This is a genomic window from Tenacibaculum adriaticum (genome assembly GCF_008124875.1).
GTDB classification, from domain to species: domain Bacteria; phylum Bacteroidota; class Bacteroidia; order Flavobacteriales; family Flavobacteriaceae; genus Polaribacter; species Polaribacter adriaticus.
The window spans coordinates 676,033-694,583 of record NZ_VNIA01000002.1 but is presented as its reverse complement, the minus strand read 5'-3'; the positions used below and the strand labels follow the sequence as shown (position 1 = coordinate 694,583).

The window sequence follows — 18,551 nt, the reverse complement described above, 5'->3', positions numbered from 1 at the left end:
AACCATGAAAAAAATTAAAACAATATACAAAGCATTAATTATTTTAATATTTTTTAGTGCTTGTTCAGAAGAAAATAATCTAGACTTTCTAGATGCCATTCCTGCACCATCAAATGTGTCAGCTACATATAATATATCACAAGATAATACAGGATTAGTAACGATTTCTCCAACAGGAGAAAGTACAGTGGAATTTGATGTATATTTTGGCGATACTACTCTTGAGTCAGTAAAAGTAAAAGCAGGACAAAGTACTAGTCATGTCTATGCTGAAGGAACCTACAACGTTAAAGTTGTTGCGTATAATCTAAAAGGAGATACTGCTGAAATAACAAAACCATTAATAGTTTCATTTAAGGCTCCTGAAAATTTAGAAGTAGTTCTTGAAAATGACTTAGCAGTATCTAAACAAGTAAATGTTAAAGCTACAGCAGATTTTGCAACAATGTTTGATTTTTATTCAGGAGAGTCTGGTGTAACACAACCAGTAGCTTCAGGTAATATTGGAGAAACCATTTCATATCAATATCAAGAAGCAGGAGAGTATGATATTAAGGTCGTCGCTAAGGGTGGAGCTATTGAAACTACTGAATATATAGCAACTTTTGAAGTAACTGAAATTTTAGCACCTATAGTTTCAGCTCCTACGCAACCTAATAGAAATGAATCAGATGTTATTTCTATATATAGTAGTGCATATACGGATGTAACAGGTACAAATTATTTCCCAGATTGGGGACAAGGAGGTCAAGGAAGTTCATGGGCTGAGTTTGATTTAAATGGAGATAAAATGCTTCAATATATTAATCTTAGTTATCAAGGAATTGCTTTACAAGATGGAACTTCCGTAGATATTTCTACAATGGAGTTCTTACACATGGATGTATGGACTTCTGGAGGGACTACAGATTTAGAAACATCTTTAATAAACAACGCTTCAGGTACCGTAACGGAAAGTCCTGTTACTCGCAGCTTAACGGCAGGAGAATGGACAAGAATTGAAATTCCTATTTCAGAATATGTAGATCAGGGACTTACGGTTACAGAAATTTTTCAAATGAAATTTGTCGGTACACCTTCGGCAGAAGGAACAGTTTTTATTGATAATATTTATTTCTATAAAGTTCCTGCTCAGACCGGAGCTCCTATTCTTTTTGATGATTTTGAAGGGAATGGAAATATTACCACTTGGGCAGGTGATGCTGCAGGATTAAATACAGCCTTTGCAAACCCTTTTATAGATGCAAATAATGAATCTGCTACAGTTTTAGAATATAATGATACCGGAGGTCAATATGCAAATATTCGTTTTGATAATGCATCTAATTTTGATTTATCAGGTGGAAACAGCACTTTTAAATTAAAAATTTATGTACCATCTTCTAGTATTTCTGGAAGTCAGCCAAATCAAATTTCTTTAAAACTACAAGACGGAACAGCAGCAGAACCTTGGGCTCTTCAAACAGAGGTTGTTAAGGCAATTTCATTAGATACTTGGCAAGAAATTACATTTGATTTTGCAAATGATGTTACAGTAGGTGAACCAGATCCAGTTAATAGAACAGATTTTAATAGAGTGGTTATTCAAGTTAATTCTGAGAACAATACAGATACAGTTATAGCCTATATTGATGATTTTTCTTATGGAAACACAATAGTAGACACACCACCATTTGCAACAGATGATTTTGAAGGCAATGGAACTATTACAACTTGGGCTGGAGATAGTTGTGGAATGGATAATATGTTTGCAAATCCATATATAGATACAAACAACCAATCTGCAACAGTTTTAGAATATAACGATACAGGAGGTCAGTATGCTAACATTCGTTTTGATGTTAGCCCTAATTTTGATTTAACAGCAAAAGCTAAATTTACACTAAAAATTTATGTGCCCTCGTCAAGTATTTCTGGTAGTCAGCCCAATCAAATTTCATTAAAATTACAAGATGGAACCGCGGCAGAACCATGGGCTTTACAAACTGAGATTGTTAAGAGTTTAGCTTTAGATACTTGGCAAGAAATTACATTTGATTTTGCAAATGATGTTACAATAGGTGAACCAGATCCAATTAATAGAACAGATTTTAATAGAGTTGTACTACAAGTTAATTCAGAGAATAATAATGATACTGTAATTGCTTATATAGATGACTTTAATTATCATAATTAAAATATAAAAAATGAAAAGCCTTAAAAATATTTATATAGTGTTATTTTCTTTAATGGCAACTTTTTATAGTTGTCAAGAAAATGACCATGAAGTAGGAAAAATTATTGTTCCAACCAACGTTAATGTTACAGCAGAAATAATTGGAGCAGATGCAGACAATCCTCACGGAGATGGATCTGGTTTTGTCGTGTTTACGTCAACTGCAGATAATGAAATCAATTATCAATTTGATTTTGGAGATGGCCTTAAAGGAGTTAGCCCATCAGGTATTATAGAACATAGATTTACTAAAGTAGGGATAAACACATATAGTGTAGTCGTAAACGCTACAGGTACAGGTGGAGTTGGCTCAAGCACAACTATAGAAGTTACAGTTTATAGTTCTTTTTCAGATGTAGAAGCCGAAAATTTCTTAACAGGATCAGCAGGTGTTGATGATATTGGTAGTAGTAAAAAATGGTATTGGCAAGCAGATAAAGATCTTCATGTAGGTTTAGGCCCAGTTGAAGGTGATGGTTCCGATTTTGAATCTTGGTGGAGTGGAATTAGAGCATGGGATGATGAAAAATCATGTATGTATGATAACGAGTTTGTTTTTACCAGAACAGCAGAAGGAATAACTTTTGAACAAACCGTAGGACCAGCTTTTGTGCCAGGAACATATGCAGGTAAAATAGGAGTTGATGGTGATCAATGTCATGATGAATCTGTTGCAATTAATATGTTTGGGGTGAAGAATATTACTATTTCTCCATCAGATTCGAACGCAGCATTAGAAGGAGAATACAACAATGAACCTTATAGAAAAACTAGTTTTGAGATTTCAGACGGTGGTTTTATGGGGTGGTATATTGGAGCGAGTAAGTATGATATTATTTCTATAACCAATGATGAGTTAATTGTTAGAATTGTGGAGTCAGGTGATGATTATGCTTGGTATCATAAGTTTACATCTACAAAACCATCTCAAGAAGCAGATTACACGTATAACAATTTAGTGTGGGAAGATGATTTTAATACAGATGGAGCACCAGATCCCACAAAATGGACGTATGATATTGGAGTAGGAGATAATGGATGGGGTAATAATGAAGTTCAATACTATACCGATAGAGCTGAAAATGCAAAAGTAGAAGGAGGTAATTTAATCATAACCGCTAAAAAAGAAGATTTTTCCGGAAGCCAATACACTTCTGCTAGATTGAAAACTGAAGGATTATTTAATTTTCAATATGGTAGGGTGGAAATCAGTGCAAAACTTCCAGATGCAGCAGGGACTTGGCCCGCATTATGGATGCTAGGTTCAAACTATACAACAGTGGGTTGGCCCGATAGTGGAGAAATAGATATTATGGAGCAAACAGGAGGAGATAAAACTACGACTTCATCTACCTTGCATTATCCAGGTAATTCAGGAGGAAATGGCCCTACGCAATCAACAACAGTAAGTACTTCAACTTCAGAATTTCATACCTACACAGTAGAGTGGAAAGAAGATGAAATAGTATTTGCAGTAGATGATATTGTATTTTTTACTAGAGATAATGATTCGTCTATACCATTTAATCACGATTTCTTTTTGATCTTTAATGTAGCTATGGGAGGTACATTAGGAGGTGCTATTGATGCAGGATTTACTGAATCAATTATGGAAATAGATTACGTAAAAGTTTACCAATAATTTGAGTTAATTATTTATAGAGGAGATTGGTTATTAGCAAAAAGATATGGCTAATCTCTTCTTTATTAAAATTCGTATATGAAAAAAATAATTCTAGTTTTTACTGTTTTATTAATTATAGTTGGTTGCAATTCACCTAAAAATTATTCAGGAAAATTATCTGTTATTGATCTTAAAGTTGATTCAATTTTAAGTTTGATGACTTTAGAAGAAAAAATAGGTCAAATGAATCAGTACAATGGTTTTTGGGACTTAACAGGACCAGCACCCAACGAAGGAGACGCAGCGAATAAATATAATCACCTTAAACAAGGACTTGTAGGTTCTATGTTAAATGTAAGAGGTGTAGAAGATGTAATAAAAGTACAAAAAATAGCAGTTGAAGAAACGCGCTTAGGAATACCTTTAATAATAGGTTTTGATGTAGTTCATGGTTATGAAACACAAAGTCCTATTCCTTTAGCAGAATCTGCAAGTTGGGATTTAGAAACAATTAAAAAATCCGCAGAAATGGCAGCTAAAGAGGCGGCAGCTGCGGGAATTAATTGGACGTTTGCTCCAATGGTAGATATTTCTAGAGATGCTCGTTGGGGACGTGTCATGGAAGGTGCAGGAGAAGACGCTTACTTAGGTAGTTTAATTGCAAAAGCCCGTATTGAAGGCTTTCAAGGTGATGATTTATCAAAATCAAATACTATAGCGGCTTGTGCTAAACATTTTGCAGGGTATGGTTTTGCAGAATCAGGAAGAGATTATAACACGGTAGATGTTGGAACATCTACATTATATAATACTATTTTTCCACCGTTTAAAGCTTCTGTAGATGCTGGGGTAAGAACGTTTATGAATTCATTTAATGAGTTAAATGGAATACCAGCAACAGGAAATAAATTTTTACAAAGAGACATTTTAAAAGGAAAATGGAATTTTGATGGATTTATGGTTTCCGATTGGGGTTCTATTATGGAAATGATAGCTCACGGACATGCTAAAGATAAAAAACACGCAGCTGAATTAGCGGTAAATGCGGGTTCTGATATGGATATGGAATCGTATGTTTATGTAAATGAATTAAAGACTCTCATTGATGAAGGGAAAGTTAATGTAACGCTTATCGATGATGCAGTAAAAAGAATATTAAAAGTGAAATTTGAATTAGGTTTATTTGATAATCCTTATAGATATTGTGATCTAGAAAGAGAAAAAGAAATTATTGGCAGTAAAGAAATGCATGATGCGGCATTAGATATGGCAAAAAAATCGATTGTGCTACTTAAAAATGATAATGATTTATTACCTCTAAAAAAAACGGGCCAAAAAATAGCTTTGATAGGTGCTTTAGCTTCTGATAAAAACAGCCCGTTGGGAAGTTGGAGAATTGCAGCAAAAGACAACTCTGCAGTATCTGTTTTAGAAGGAATGCAACAGTACAATGAAAATGAGTTAGTGTATGCGAAAGGAACCGATGTATCTATAGGAACACATAATTTTGCTTCCGAAGTAAAAATTAATACCACAGATAAATCAGAATTTAAAAAAGCAATTTCTGTAGCAAGAAAAGCGGATGTTGTTGTTTTAGTTTTAGGGGAAGTTGGGTTTCAAAGTGGAGAAGCAAGAAGTAGAACAGAATTAGGTTTACCAGGTCTTCAACAAGAATTGTTAGAAGAGATTTATAAGGTGAACAAGAATATTGTTTTGGTATTAAACAATGGAAGACCATTAGCAATTACTTGGGCAGATAAATACATTTCATCTATTGTAGAAGCGTGGCAATTAGGCTCACAATCTGGTAATGCTATAGCACAAGTTTTATATGGAGATTATAATCCTAGTGGTAAACTACCAATGAGTTTTCCAAGAAATGTTGGTCAAGTTCCTATTTATTACAATTATAAAAATACGGGAAGACCAGGTCCTAAAAAGGAAGTTTTTTGGTCGCACTACCAAGATGAAAAGAATTCACCTTTATACCCTTTTGGTTACGGTTTAAGTTATACAACATTTAAATATGACAATTTACAGGTTTCGAATGTGAATAACAATAAAGTAAATGTATCTGTTCAAATCAGTAATTCAGGTGATGTTAAAGGGAAAGAAGTGGTTCAATTATATATAAGAGATGAAGTAGCAAGTGTTACACGACCAGTTAAAGAACTGAAAGGGTTTGAATTGGTTGAATTAAAACCTAAAGAAGCCAAAACGATTGAGTTTGTGTTAACGGATAAAGAGTTAGGGTTTTACAATAATGAAGGAGCGTTTATTGTGGAGCCTGGTACTTTTAAAGTGTTTGTAGGAGGAAGTTCTGACAAAACATTGGATGCTGACTTTGAACTTTAAAAAGTAAATTAAATGAAAAATATTTGGATATTATTGCTTATTTCTAACTGGTGTTTCTCACAAAATGATTTTAAAAAATTAGTGTGGGAAGAAAATTTTGATGGAAATGAATTAAATGAACAAACTTGGAATTTTGAACTAGGTGATGGATGTCCAAATATATGTGGTTGGGGAAATAATGAAGCACAATTTTATACAAAAGAAAATCATAAGGTAAAGAACGGACTTTTAGTTATTTCTGCAAAATACGATGGAACAAAATATACTTCTACAAGAATAACTACAAAAGATAAAAAACAATTTCAATATGGGCGTATTGAAGCAAGAGCAAAACTTCCTAAAGGATCTGGTTTATGGCCAGCTTTTTGGATGTTAGGAGCAAATATTTCTGAAGTAGGTTGGCCAAAATGTGGTGAAATAGACATTTTAGAATATGTAGGGAAAGAACCTAATTATGTTTTTACTTCACTACATACGCAAGCGAGTCATGGTAACACTATTAATACCAAAAAGACTAAAATTGATGCTATCGAGGAAGGTTTTCACATTTATGGCATCGATTGGACAAAAGATAAAATAGCGTTTTATATAGATTCTAATTTAGTATATACATTTCAACCACAAAATAAAGACGAAAATATTTGGCCTTATAATCAACCTTTTTATTTCATAATCAATTTAGCAATAGGAGGTAATTTTGGAGGACCAGCAATAGACAACGAAATTTTTCCACAAGAATTTAGTGTCGACTATATAAAAGTATACCAATAAACGCAACATAATATAATATAATGAAAATATGAAGGGGTTTTCATTTTCATTTTAAGTTCAAAACACCAATTTTTTGTATTAAAAGTTGCTGTTAAATAGATTAGTTTTTATAGAAAATTTTTAAAAATCAGCTTTTCCGTTTTAAATAAAAAACGAAGGCTTATTTATATAACTATTCAAATATATTATTAACCAATTAAAATCAAAAAAAAAATGAAAACCCCGAATCTAAAAACCATTTTTAAATGGAAAATATCCCTTTTTTTAGTGATGTTTTCTTTAAACTATTTAAGTTACTCTCAAGGTTCTATACCTTTTGAAATTCAAAACACTTCTACTTTCAACGATTCAGAGTTGTACGTCGCAATAGTAGGAAAAGAACTTGGAACAGGAAATCATGTTTGGATTAACCCAAAAACAAGTCAGGTTTTACCTATGGATGGGTCATACAACACAGTTGTTGGACCTTCTATAGGAGGAAATACAGGACCAGGTGGAGACTCTAGATATGCTAACTGTTTTACAAAGCTAAGTGAAATACCTAACAAAACCTTTACACTTCCTCTTATTCAAGGTTGTAGAGTTTTCATATCACAAGGTTCTCAATTGTATTTGTATTTCCATGGATCTACAGGAGCACCTTCTGGTTATGCAGGTGTAAATCCATTAAATCCAACCGATCCAAATACAGGAATTTTATTTGAAATGATCGAATTAACCAATGATCCAGGAGGGTTCTTTGGTAATCCTACAAGAGTAGATTCTTATAAATATCCTATAGGATTAGAACTTTATGGAGCTAATGGATATTACCAAAAAGTCGGTGAAATAATGAAGCACGAAGAGATTGTTGCTGCTTTTAAAGCAAATGTACCAACAGAATTTCTAGGGTGTGTAAACGACGAAACAGGTGAAATTACAGCACCTTCTAAAACTCCCGCATTTGCTGATGGAACTGATGGGAGATCAGTAGGGCCTTATGCTAATTATTTACAAGGCTATATTGATGCTATTTGGAATAAATACAAAAACCAAGATTTAATATTTTATGCTGGACAAGCAGGAGTATTCAAAGGAAGGGTTATAGGTGAGCAATTAGAAGTAGTAGGTCAATCAGGAGCGTTTGCAGGGCGTACAGGACGCGTACAAAATAGACCTTCAACTCAAGAAGCTCTTGAAGGAAAAGGAGTTCTGGATAGAAGATTGGTTGACGGTGATTTAGATTTAGTTATTCAATCACAATTAACTGCAGCTATTAACAGACATATGGTAGATGTAACTTCAGCGAATCCAGGAGAGCAAAATTGGCATAACATTTCTGGATTTTATCAAGCGAATCCAATGAACCATTACTCTAAGTTTTGGCATTTACCAGGAATTAGTGTAGATAATTTAGCATATGGTTTTGCTTATGATGATGTAGCAGATCATTCTCCTTCATTGCATTCTCCTCAACCAACAAAAGTAGTTGCTGTTTTTGGAGCTTATGGTAACGGTAACACCAATACAGGTGAAGCAACAGTTTATAAAGATTGTAATTATGGAGGTTATGCAGTAAACCTTCCAATAGGAAATTATACAATAAGCCAATTACAAGCAACAGGAGTTTTAGACGATGATATTTCATCTTTAAGAGTTCAAAATGGTTATGAAGTAGTTCTTTATGCTGATGATAATTTTTCAGGAACATCAATAATTGTTAATGCTGATGATACTTGTTTAGTAGATAATAGTTTTAATGATATAACAACTTCAGTAAGAGTAAGAGCTGTAACCAATACTTCATCAGTATTTATTCAAGCAGAAGATTATACTTCGATGAATGGTGTTGAGACAGAAGTTACTACAGATACAGATGGCGGCTTAAATGTTGGATATGCTGATACAGGAGATTGGATGGCGTATAGCGGTATTAATTTTCCAACTACAGGCTCTTATTTAATAGAATATCGAATAGCAAGTGCTGTGGATGGCGCTCAAATTTCATCTGATTTAAATGCAGGAACCATTCAATTAGGAGCGATAAATATTCCTAATACTGGAGATTGGCAAAATTGGCAAACCATTTCGCATACAGTAAATGTAAATGCAGGTGTATATGATTTTGGAATTTATATTCAAAATTCTGGAGTAAATATTAATTGGATAAGAATTACAAAAGCTAGTAATGCTTTAGCAAAATCAGCTGTAAGTCAAGAAAATATAAATATCACAATTCATCCTAACCCAGTAGAAAATACGTTGAATTTCAGCTCAGATATGAAAGGAATTAATGTAAGTGTTTTCAACCTACAAACGGGTAGTTCAGTTTCGAATAAGAAAGTAAATAACAGTAGTTTAGATGTTTCTGATTTAAAATCAGGTGTTTACACGATTGTTTTTGAAAAGGACGGAAAAAGAACTGAAAAAAAGTTTATCAAGAAATAGGAATCACTATTAGATAAATATAAACTATTTACAAGTAAAGATGAAAAAAAGAATTTACACTAGTTTAGTAGTGATAATTGCATTTTGCAATTTCGCTATGTCGCAAACCTCTTTGGGTTCGAGCAAAAGTTTTCTTGCAGATTTAAAAGAGAATATAGCTAATAATTCAGCAAGAGGTGTTGAAACAGATATTTTATTAAAAGTATCAGATGAAAAAAGTTTGAATGGGAAAATTAATTTTCAAAAAACAGACTCTTCAAATGAATATTTTATAAATGGAGAAATTAAAAATACTAATGGATCTTTTTATATTAATGTAACAAATAAATCATTAGAAGGGAATATTATTCTTAAAGCTACTAATGAGGCTTATAAATATTATTCAGATAAAGAAGGAAATGCCTTTATAGAATCTGTTGATATAAATAGTTTATTATGTGTAAACTATAATAATATACCTGAAAAGGATAAAGAAAAATCGACTAATAATGTTGCTGAAAGGCAAATTGCACAAGCATTATTAAACTTACAAAGTTTACCAGGTGCAGCTGGTTGTATTTTGTTAGATTTTGACGGTTATTATATGCCTGCAGGAAATTTATGGAACAATGGTAATGATATTAATGCCGCAGGATCAGGGATGAGTGATGCAGATATTCAACAACATTGGGAAGTAGTTGCAGAAGATTATCGTCCTTTTAACTTAAATGTAACTACAAACGAAGCCGTTTTTAATTCATATCCTAGAAACAGAAGGATGAGAGTTGTAGTAACGCCAACTAATACAGCAGCTCCTGGTGCTGGAGGTGTGGCATATATAGGCTCGTTTAATTGGGATAATGATGTGCCATGTTGGGTGTTTATTACCTCTGGAAAATCTGGAGGAGATGCTTCTTCACATGAAATAGGACATACTTTTGATTTAGGTCATGATGGTCGTACTAACCCAGATGAAGGATATTTTTTAGGAATTGATGGTACATCTTGGGCACCAATTATGGGAGCAGGATATTATAGATCCGTTGTCCAATGGAGTAAAGGTGAATATAATTATGCAAATAATCTTCAAGATGATGTAGCTACAATTGCAGGATCTAAATTTGGGGTAGGATATAGAGGAGATGATTATAGTGACGGAATTTCAGGAGCAGCTAATTTAGATTATAATAATAACGGAACTATTAACCAAAAAAACGGTGTGATTTCTAGCGAAGCAGATTATGACTTTTTTACTTTTACTACTGGAGGAGGAAATGTAAGTATTAATGCAAATACTGTTGGAAGAGATGGTAACCTTCATCTTTTAATTAGATTGTATAATGCTTCGGGTATAGAAATTGGTACCTATTGGAATTCAGATCCATTTGCTTTAAATGCATCTATGAATGTTAATCTTACAGCTGGTAAATATTTTATTGGTGTAGATGGAACTGGAGCAGGAAATGCCGGTTACGGTGGTTATTCTGCTTACGGTTCTATAGGAAGCTACTCTGTTACAGGTACAATTCCTCCAGGAGGAAACATAAATTCATCAACAGGTTTAGTTACAGTTTATAAAGATTGTAATTATACAGGATTTTCAGGAGGATTAGAAATAGGAGATTATAATTTAGCAAGATTAAATTCATTAGGAGTTTTAAATGATGATATTTCTTCAATTAGAATTATAGAAGGTTATAAAGTTATCTTATATCAAGATGATAATTTTACTGGAGGTTCTGTAGTGCTTGGTGGCGACTTAAGTTGTTTTGATACTACTTGGAATGACAAAGTTTCTTCTGTTCGTGTTTTAGCTAATGGAGATCCAAATGTAACAGGGACCTATTATCTGCAAAACCGTAATAGCGGCTTAAATATGGATGTATGGGGTGCAAGCCAAAATAATGGTACAAACATAGCACAAGGTACTCCTAATAGTGGAGCAAATCAAAAATATACATTTACCCATTTAGGAGATGGTTTGTATAAAATTATTGCGAATCATAGTGGACAGTCATTAGATATTAATAATTTCAATAAAGCTAATGGAGCTAATTTAGAGCAATATCCATACAATGGAACAACTAACCAGCAATTTATAGCAGTATCAACAGGAGATGGTTATTACAAATTGATCGCTAAACATAGCGGTAAAATTGTTGAGGTAACAAACGCTAGTACAGCTAATGGAGCTAATATACAGCAATGGGATAATAACAATCAAACTTGTGGGCAATGGAAATTGTTACCAGCAACTAGTTCGCAAATATCTACATTAATTCAAGCAGAAGATTATTCATCTATGAGTGGAATAGAAACTGAAACTACTACAGATATAGATGGAGGATTGAATGTAGCGTATGCAGATACAGGAGACTGGATGGCATATAACGATATTAATTTTTCTACCTCTGGATCTTATTTAATAGAATATCGAGTAGCAAGTGAAGTAGATGGGGCTGTTATTTCGTCCGATTTAAATGGAGGAACTATCGTCTTAGGTAATGTAGCTATTCCTAATACAAGTGGCTGGCAAAATTGGCAAACCGTATCTCAAACGGTGAATATAAATGCTGGAACTTATAATTTTGGTATATATATTCAAAATACAGGAGTTAATATTAATTGGATACGAATAACAAAAATAGGTGCCGCTGTTTCAACTATAGATGTCGCGTCAAGTACAATTCAAGACCATTCAATTGAATTAATAACTATGTATCCAAATCCGGCAGAAAGTACTTTAAATTTTAGTTCGGAGATAGAAGGGACTCAGATAAGTATCTTCAATTCAACGGGAATTTTAGTCGCTAATCGTAAAATGAATAGAAATACTCTTAATGTTTCGGATTTAAAATCTGGTATTTACGTAATTGTTTTCGAAAAAAATGGTAAGAATACAGTGAAAAAATTCATAAAAAAATAACAACTTAAAGAGAATATATAAACTCTAATTTTTGGTTTATAAAGTTTATTTATAAACCAAAATTTAAAAACGAAAAATTATTATAATGAAACAAATTAATTACCTCAATATTTTAAGTAAGCATACAGGAGCTGATAAAAGAAAAAAATCAGTTTTTGGAGTTATGTACTTTACATTTTTATTTTTCCTTTCTTCATTTGCACTTCAAGCTCAGGTTGGAGAAGTAATATGGGAAGATAATTTTGATACTTTTAATACACAACAATGGACCAAAGATATAGGTGATGGATGTAACGTAGGATTATGTGGTTGGGGAAATCAAGAGCTACAATCTTACGAGGAAAATAATGTTTATGTAGCTGATGTACCAGGAGAGGCTGGAAATAAAGCCTTAGTATTAGAAGCAAAAAGAGAAAATTCAGGTTCTAGAGCATATACCTCTGGAAAAGTAATTAGTGACAATAAAGTTGCTATTCACTATGGAATGGTTGAAGTACGAGTTCGTGTACCTAATCTAAACCAGGGTTTATGGCCCGCAGCATGGATGTTAGGAACTTCAAATTTAACTTGGCCTGCAAAAGGTGAAATCGATATAATGGAGATGGGTTTTAGTCAATCGGGTAGAGACCATCAAGGAGAAACAGCATCAACAGTAAATAATTATGTTGGGGCGAATGCTTTTTTTCCAACACCAGGAGGTGGAGTAGGTAATATTGCCTACGATGTAGATTATAATAAACCTTATGTAGCGGCGACACCACTAAATGATCGCTTTGTTAAATATAGAATTTATTGGGAGCCTACACAAATTCGTTTTACGGTAATAGATGGGGGAACAGAATATGATTTATATGAAAATCCATTTCCTATAGATGCTAATAATCCCAACACATCAACTTTTACAAAGCCGTTTTATATGTTGTTAAATTTAGCAGTTGGTGGTTTACTACCAGGGATAACAGCGAATGATGGAATTAATGCACCATTACCAGGTAAAATGTATGTAGATTATGTTCGTGTACATAAATGGAATGGTCACGGAAGTGTAACATTGTCTGATGGATCCATAGCAGCAGAAACGGGAACTTTTGGGGTGTTTACAGATACCACTCCAACAACAAACAAGTTCGCTTTTGGAGCCGATTCTGAATTTTATATTTTTGGAGAAACGTTAGTCGAAAACACAACAATAGCTCCTTACGAAGGGTCTAATGTATTATCTTTTACAAATGATAAAGATAAAGGTTGGTTTGGAGCCGGAATTATAAGTCTGTTTGGTAAAAACATGTCAAATTATTCAGAAAATGGATCCTTAAAGTTTAAAATAAAAATTCCAGCAGATGTATCTTTTATTATAGGAGTTAACGATAATTATACCAATGCAGCAGAAGTAACATTCCCTGCAGGAGAAACTAAATACGGTTTGGTTAGAGATGGAGAATGGGGAGAAGTAACTATTCCTATTGAAGATTTAGGAGGATTAGTAGCTTTTCAAGATATGTCTTATATGTTTCGAATTGGTAGTTCTGGAGCAATACCCGCAACTAACTTTCAGTTTGCAATCGATGATATTGTATGGGTAGATGGTAATACTACAGGATGTCAGCCAACCGAAGTAACTCCATATTATAATATTAATGATCAAAGTTGGGTTTCAGATACAACAGTTTCACTTCAAACAGGAAATAGTGTAGCTTTTGGACCACAACCAACAACAGGAGGAAGCTGGTCATGGACAGGGCCTAATAATTTTAGCGCAACAACAAGAGAAATAACACTTTCAAATATTCAAACGAGTAATGCAGGTAATTATACAGCTAGTTTTACTAATGATTGTGGTGTTACAACTAGTGTAATTTTTAATGTTTCGGTAACAACGGTTTCAACTTTTACACCAGATCCTAATAAAGTATATTATATTAATAATCCATTTCATAATAAAAGAATTGGAGCTAATGGTTCCGAAGATCCTTTTACTGCTTCAACAACTACAACAGGAGCAACATTAGAATGGAAATTCACGGCAGCACCAAATAATAGTTATTATATAGATTGTGTAGGAGGAGAAGGAAATACAAGACTCCGTTCTGATAATACAGATTTTACAGATATGCAACCAAGTAGCTATGCAGGTACATGGGAAAGCTGGCAAATTACTTCGGCTAACGATGGTAAGTTCTATTTGACAACTTTAGAAAGTGATTACAAAAGATTGCAAATGACAGATGCAGGATTTTTGAAACAAGTAAGTACAGATTCACAAGGTACTTGGGAACAATTTACCTTTACCGAAGTAGAAGAATCTCAACCACCAGTAAACTCTTGTACAAAAGTTTCTGCAAATGGTGATTTTAATGTAAAAATAACAACTACTTCCGAAGGTTCTTATTTAACTTTTATACCCCAAGTAACGAGTGTAGGAGCGAATACGTTGATATTGTACTACAGTACGAGTTTAGATGCTATTTATCCTGGGTATATGGTACAACCAAATGTACCACAGCTTATAAATGCAAATGCAGGAGAAACGGTTTATTTTTATTATACGTACAGTTTACCTACAGGTGGGGAAACTAATACCGCTAATAGTAAAATGAACTTTATAGTGGGAAGTTGTAATGATAGCGCAAGAGTATCAGAAGCTATTGTAAAGAAAGAGAAAAAAGAAGAGTTTAATATATATCCTAATCCAGTTGAAAAAGAATTAATTATTAAAACAACAAGTGTTAATTCTTACGATACAGTAGTATTGATGAATAGCGCTGGGCAAGTTATTGAAAACAAAAAACTTGATAATATTACCACTTTGATTATTGATACTTCCAATCTTAAATCTGGAATTTATTTTATTCAATTAAAAGGTAAAACAGGTGTTAAAACTAGTAAGTTAGTAAAACAATAGAAATTGTATAATTAATTAGGTTTTTTTAAGAATGCAGTAGTAAAATTGATTTGTCTTTGGTTTAAGATTAATTGTTTTACTGCTGTATTTTTTATATAAAATGTTAAATGTTACATTTATATTTATCCAAATTTTAATACAATTAATAAAATAAAGAAGCCTTATAAAAAATAAAAACTACTCCTTTAGATAAATCCTTTTATATAATTCTTAATTTAGCTGGAAGAAGTTTTGAAGGTTGAAAAGTAGATGTACTATTTTTTCAAAGGGATTTAGTATAGATTATATAAGGGTATACTTCATTGTAAGATAAATATGATAACATTAAAAGATTTAGCAAACGAATTAAAAGTTTCGGTTTCTACAGTTTCAAAGGCGCTAAGTGATAGTCACGAAATTAGTAAGGAAACTAAGGAGAAGATTTTAAACTTAGCAAAAGAAAGAAATTATACCCCTAATAACACTGCGGTTAATTTAAGACGAAAACAAACAAAAACAATAGGTGTTGTTATTCCTAATATTTTCAATCACTTCTATACTAAAATTCTTTCTGGTATTGAATCTGAAGCGAGAAAGAAAGGATACAAGACTATTATTTCTATTTCGAATGAAACATTTAGCTCAGAAGAAGAAAGTTTGTTATACTTTTCAAATGGAAGTGTTGATGGAATTTTATTAGCTCCATCAGAAGAATCAGAAAAATTAAATAAAGCAGACCATATTTTAGAACTTAAAAATAAAGAAATTCCTTTTGTTCTTTTCGATAGGTATTTTGAAAATTTTACCACAGATAAAGTGACTATAGATGATTTTGATGCGGCAAAGAATGCGATTATTCACTTTAAAGAATCTGGCAGGAAAAATATTTTAGTAATATCTATGTTGAAAAACTTATGGATAGGAAAGTTAAGAAAAGAAGGCGCATTATCTATTCATAAAGTTCAACTTATTGAAACCGAATCAGAAGTAGAGATGGCAAAAGAAATAGAAAAAAAGCTAAAAACACAAAAAATAGATGCTATTTTAGCTTTAGATGAGTTGTCAGGAATTATTTCTTTGAATGCAGTTAGAGAACTTAAACTAAAAATACCAGAAGAAGTTTCCATTATTAGTTTTAGTCAGGGTATTTTATCAAAATATTCGTATCCAAAACTATCCACAATTAATCAAAATGCACAAAACATAGGAATAGAAGCTCTTAAGTTGTTGATTAATAAGATAGAAAATAAAAATTTAGAATCCGTTACAAAGATTATTAAAAGTAGTTTAGAAATTAACAATACATAGTTGTTTAATTATTTAATATTTAATACTTCTTTTATTTTATGAAAAACCTTATTGTTTTCATAAATTCCTGAAAATTTATCTGATTGAGGGCCATAAGCAAATATAGGAACCATAGTACCTGTATGATCATAAGTGGTAAAATCACCTTCAATTATTTTTTCTTTTACATTCCCTTGAGGTAAACTTAAACCAGATGTTTCGTGATCTGCAGTTATTATAACCAATGTGTTACCTGTAGTATCGGCAAATTTTATAGCTTCTGTAATAGCAGTATCAAAATCAATCCCTTCAGATATAATTCCAGCTATATTATTTTGATGACCATAGCTATCAATTTTTGCCCCTTCTACCATTAAAAAAAAGGGTTTGTTTTTTTTGTTCAAAAAAGCCAATCCTTTTTTTGTTGCCTCAGCAAGTATATTTCCACGTCCATTCATCATGCTTGGTACATCTTTTTCTGAAAAGAAAAAGCCCACTTTTTCCTTTTTACTGTTTTGAATTTTATCAATACTGTTTAAAATTGAAAAGTTAGATTTTGAAAATTTATTTTGAAAAGTATCACTTCCTCCACCAATAAATAACGACAATTTACTGTTCACTAAATCTAAAGCTGTCGCATTTGTCATATCACGATCTAACTGATGAGAATAAAAAGAAGCAGGAGTAGCTCCTGTAATTTCATCGGTAGTGATGCATCCACTATTAAATTGATATTTATATAGTAATTCAGTAATGTTTTCTATAGGTTTTCTATTAGAGTTCATACCAATAGCTCTATTATAAGTTTTTTCTCCAGTAGCTATCGCTGTACCAGCTGCTGCAGAATCAGTGGTGAAATCATCTGCAGATTGAGTTTTTATAAAACCGATGGATTTTAGTTGTGTAAGCGTTAATTCTCCATTATTGGCTAAAACGGCGGAAGAAATTTGCGATAGTCCATTACCATCTCCTATTAACAGAATAATGTTTTTTACAGGAGAATTTTTTCTGTCTGAAGCAAACGTAGGTTTGTATACATCAGAATGAAAACTATTATGATAGACTCTATTCTTTAGGGTTTTTAAATATTTTGATGCATCAGCAGGCACATCTGTATTTATAAAGTCGACACCTAAATTTGTAAAAGTTTTCCATGCTGTTTTAGAGTCTGGAGTACCCCAAAAACGAAATGGTTTTTTAAAACTATGTGCTTTATCTATAATTGTAGAAACTTTCTTATAATCGTCTTTAGTAAGTCTTCCTTTTCCATTCCAATTAGAAAAATATTTAAAAGGTAAACTAATTAGTGCTATTTTATTTAATATTTCTGTATTTGATATGGTTTCTAAACTTTGATAATCAAATTGAATATAATCTGGATAATTTATATACAACTCAGGTTCTGGTCTGTTTCCCGAGATTACAAAAGAAATATTTTCAGCCTTTATTAAATCTGGGAAATTTTGAAGAGTTTCTACAAGCTTTTTTAGAGTAGCATGTGCTTCAGATTTTATATCAATTAATAATTGCACTTCCTGTTGATTTCCCAGTTGAAGATAAATCGTTTTTTGAAGAGGGATTAAATATAAATTTTCTATTGTACGTTTTTTTTTGATTTCGGTAGGTTCGTGAGTAACGTACAAAGTATCATTTTTTAAGAAAACATCAATCTCAATAGAGGTTACTCCATTTCCATAGGCATTCCATAAAGGAATAGACTGTTCATAATCATTATGAGAATGGATCTTATATTTTAGGTTTTCTTGACCGTATGAAAAGGTAAGTGAAGTAATAGCTAATAAAAAGGTTAATTTGAATAATGAGCACATAAGTTTATAGTGTTTTTTGAGGAATAAGCTCTCATTTCATTTACATCATTTTGATGTAAATGATTCAAAATTACACATTAAAAGTCTATTTTTTTTAAATCCAAAATATCTGTAGAAGCAAAAATAAGTGTAGTGTTAATTTAAAGGGATAAGTATATTTTTTGATCAAAACTACTTTTATAGAGCGTAAATAGGGGTATTGTTGATTTTTAGTTTTACATATAAAAAATAGCTTCAAATTTAGTTTACAAAAAATT

9 protein-coding genes are annotated in these 18,551 nt (G+C 32.2%); 8 read left to right on the top strand and 1 reads right to left on the bottom strand.

What is annotated here, in order from left to right:
• Positions 1-4 precede the first annotated feature (4 nt).
• The 8 genes from C7447_RS08505 to C7447_RS08470 all read left to right on the top strand — a co-directional run bounded on the left by C7447_RS08505 (position 5) and on the right by C7447_RS08470 (position 16,486).
• Entirely contained in the window at positions 5-2,176 is a 2,172-nt protein-coding gene (locus tag C7447_RS08505) for a hypothetical protein (RefSeq protein WP_148870067.1), read from the top strand.
• Between the two features lie 10 nt (positions 2,177-2,186).
• The gene (locus C7447_RS08500; RefSeq protein WP_148870066.1) at positions 2,187-3,857 is read left to right on the top strand and encodes a family 16 glycosylhydrolase; all 1,671 of its coding nucleotides are present in this window, start codon (positions 2,187-2,189) and stop codon (positions 3,855-3,857) included.
• A 78-nt stretch (positions 3,858-3,935) separates the two neighbouring features.
• On the top strand, positions 3,936-6,194 hold the full coding sequence (bglX, locus tag C7447_RS08495; RefSeq protein WP_148870065.1) for a beta-glucosidase BglX: 2,259 nt from the start codon (positions 3,936-3,938) through the stop codon (positions 6,192-6,194).
• Positions 6,195-6,206: 12 nt separating this feature from the next.
• The gene (locus C7447_RS08490; protein WP_148870064.1) at positions 6,207-6,965 is read left to right on the top strand and encodes a glycoside hydrolase family 16 protein; all 759 of its coding nucleotides are present in this window, start codon (positions 6,207-6,209) and stop codon (positions 6,963-6,965) included.
• 213 nt (positions 6,966-7,178) lie between these two features.
• A complete protein-coding gene (locus tag C7447_RS08485; RefSeq protein WP_148870063.1) occupies positions 7,179-9,392 on the top strand; it encodes a beta-1,3-glucanase family protein in 2,214 nt (737 codons plus the stop codon).
• Positions 9,393-9,432: 40 nt separating this feature from the next.
• A complete protein-coding gene (locus tag C7447_RS14965; protein WP_246143045.1) occupies positions 9,433-12,297 on the top strand; it encodes an RICIN domain-containing protein in 2,865 nt (954 codons plus the stop codon).
• An 85-nt stretch (positions 12,298-12,382) separates the two neighbouring features.
• Positions 12,383-15,199 carry a T9SS type A sorting domain-containing protein gene (locus C7447_RS08475; protein WP_148870062.1) on the top strand — a complete coding sequence of 939 codons (2,817 nt, stop codon included), beginning with the start codon at positions 12,383-12,385 and terminating at the stop codon, positions 15,197-15,199.
• A gap of 315 nt (positions 15,200-15,514) precedes the next feature.
• A complete protein-coding gene (locus C7447_RS08470; protein ID WP_148870061.1) occupies positions 15,515-16,486 on the top strand; it encodes a LacI family DNA-binding transcriptional regulator in 972 nt (323 codons plus the stop codon).
• A gap of 8 nt (positions 16,487-16,494) precedes the next feature.
• Here C7447_RS08470 and C7447_RS08465 read toward each other — a convergent pair whose 3' ends face one another.
• Positions 16,495-18,294, bottom strand: a complete 1,800-nt coding sequence (locus C7447_RS08465) for an alkaline phosphatase (protein ID WP_148870060.1) — start codon at positions 18,292-18,294, stop codon at positions 16,495-16,497.
• Between the last annotated feature and the right edge of the window lie 257 nt (positions 18,295-18,551).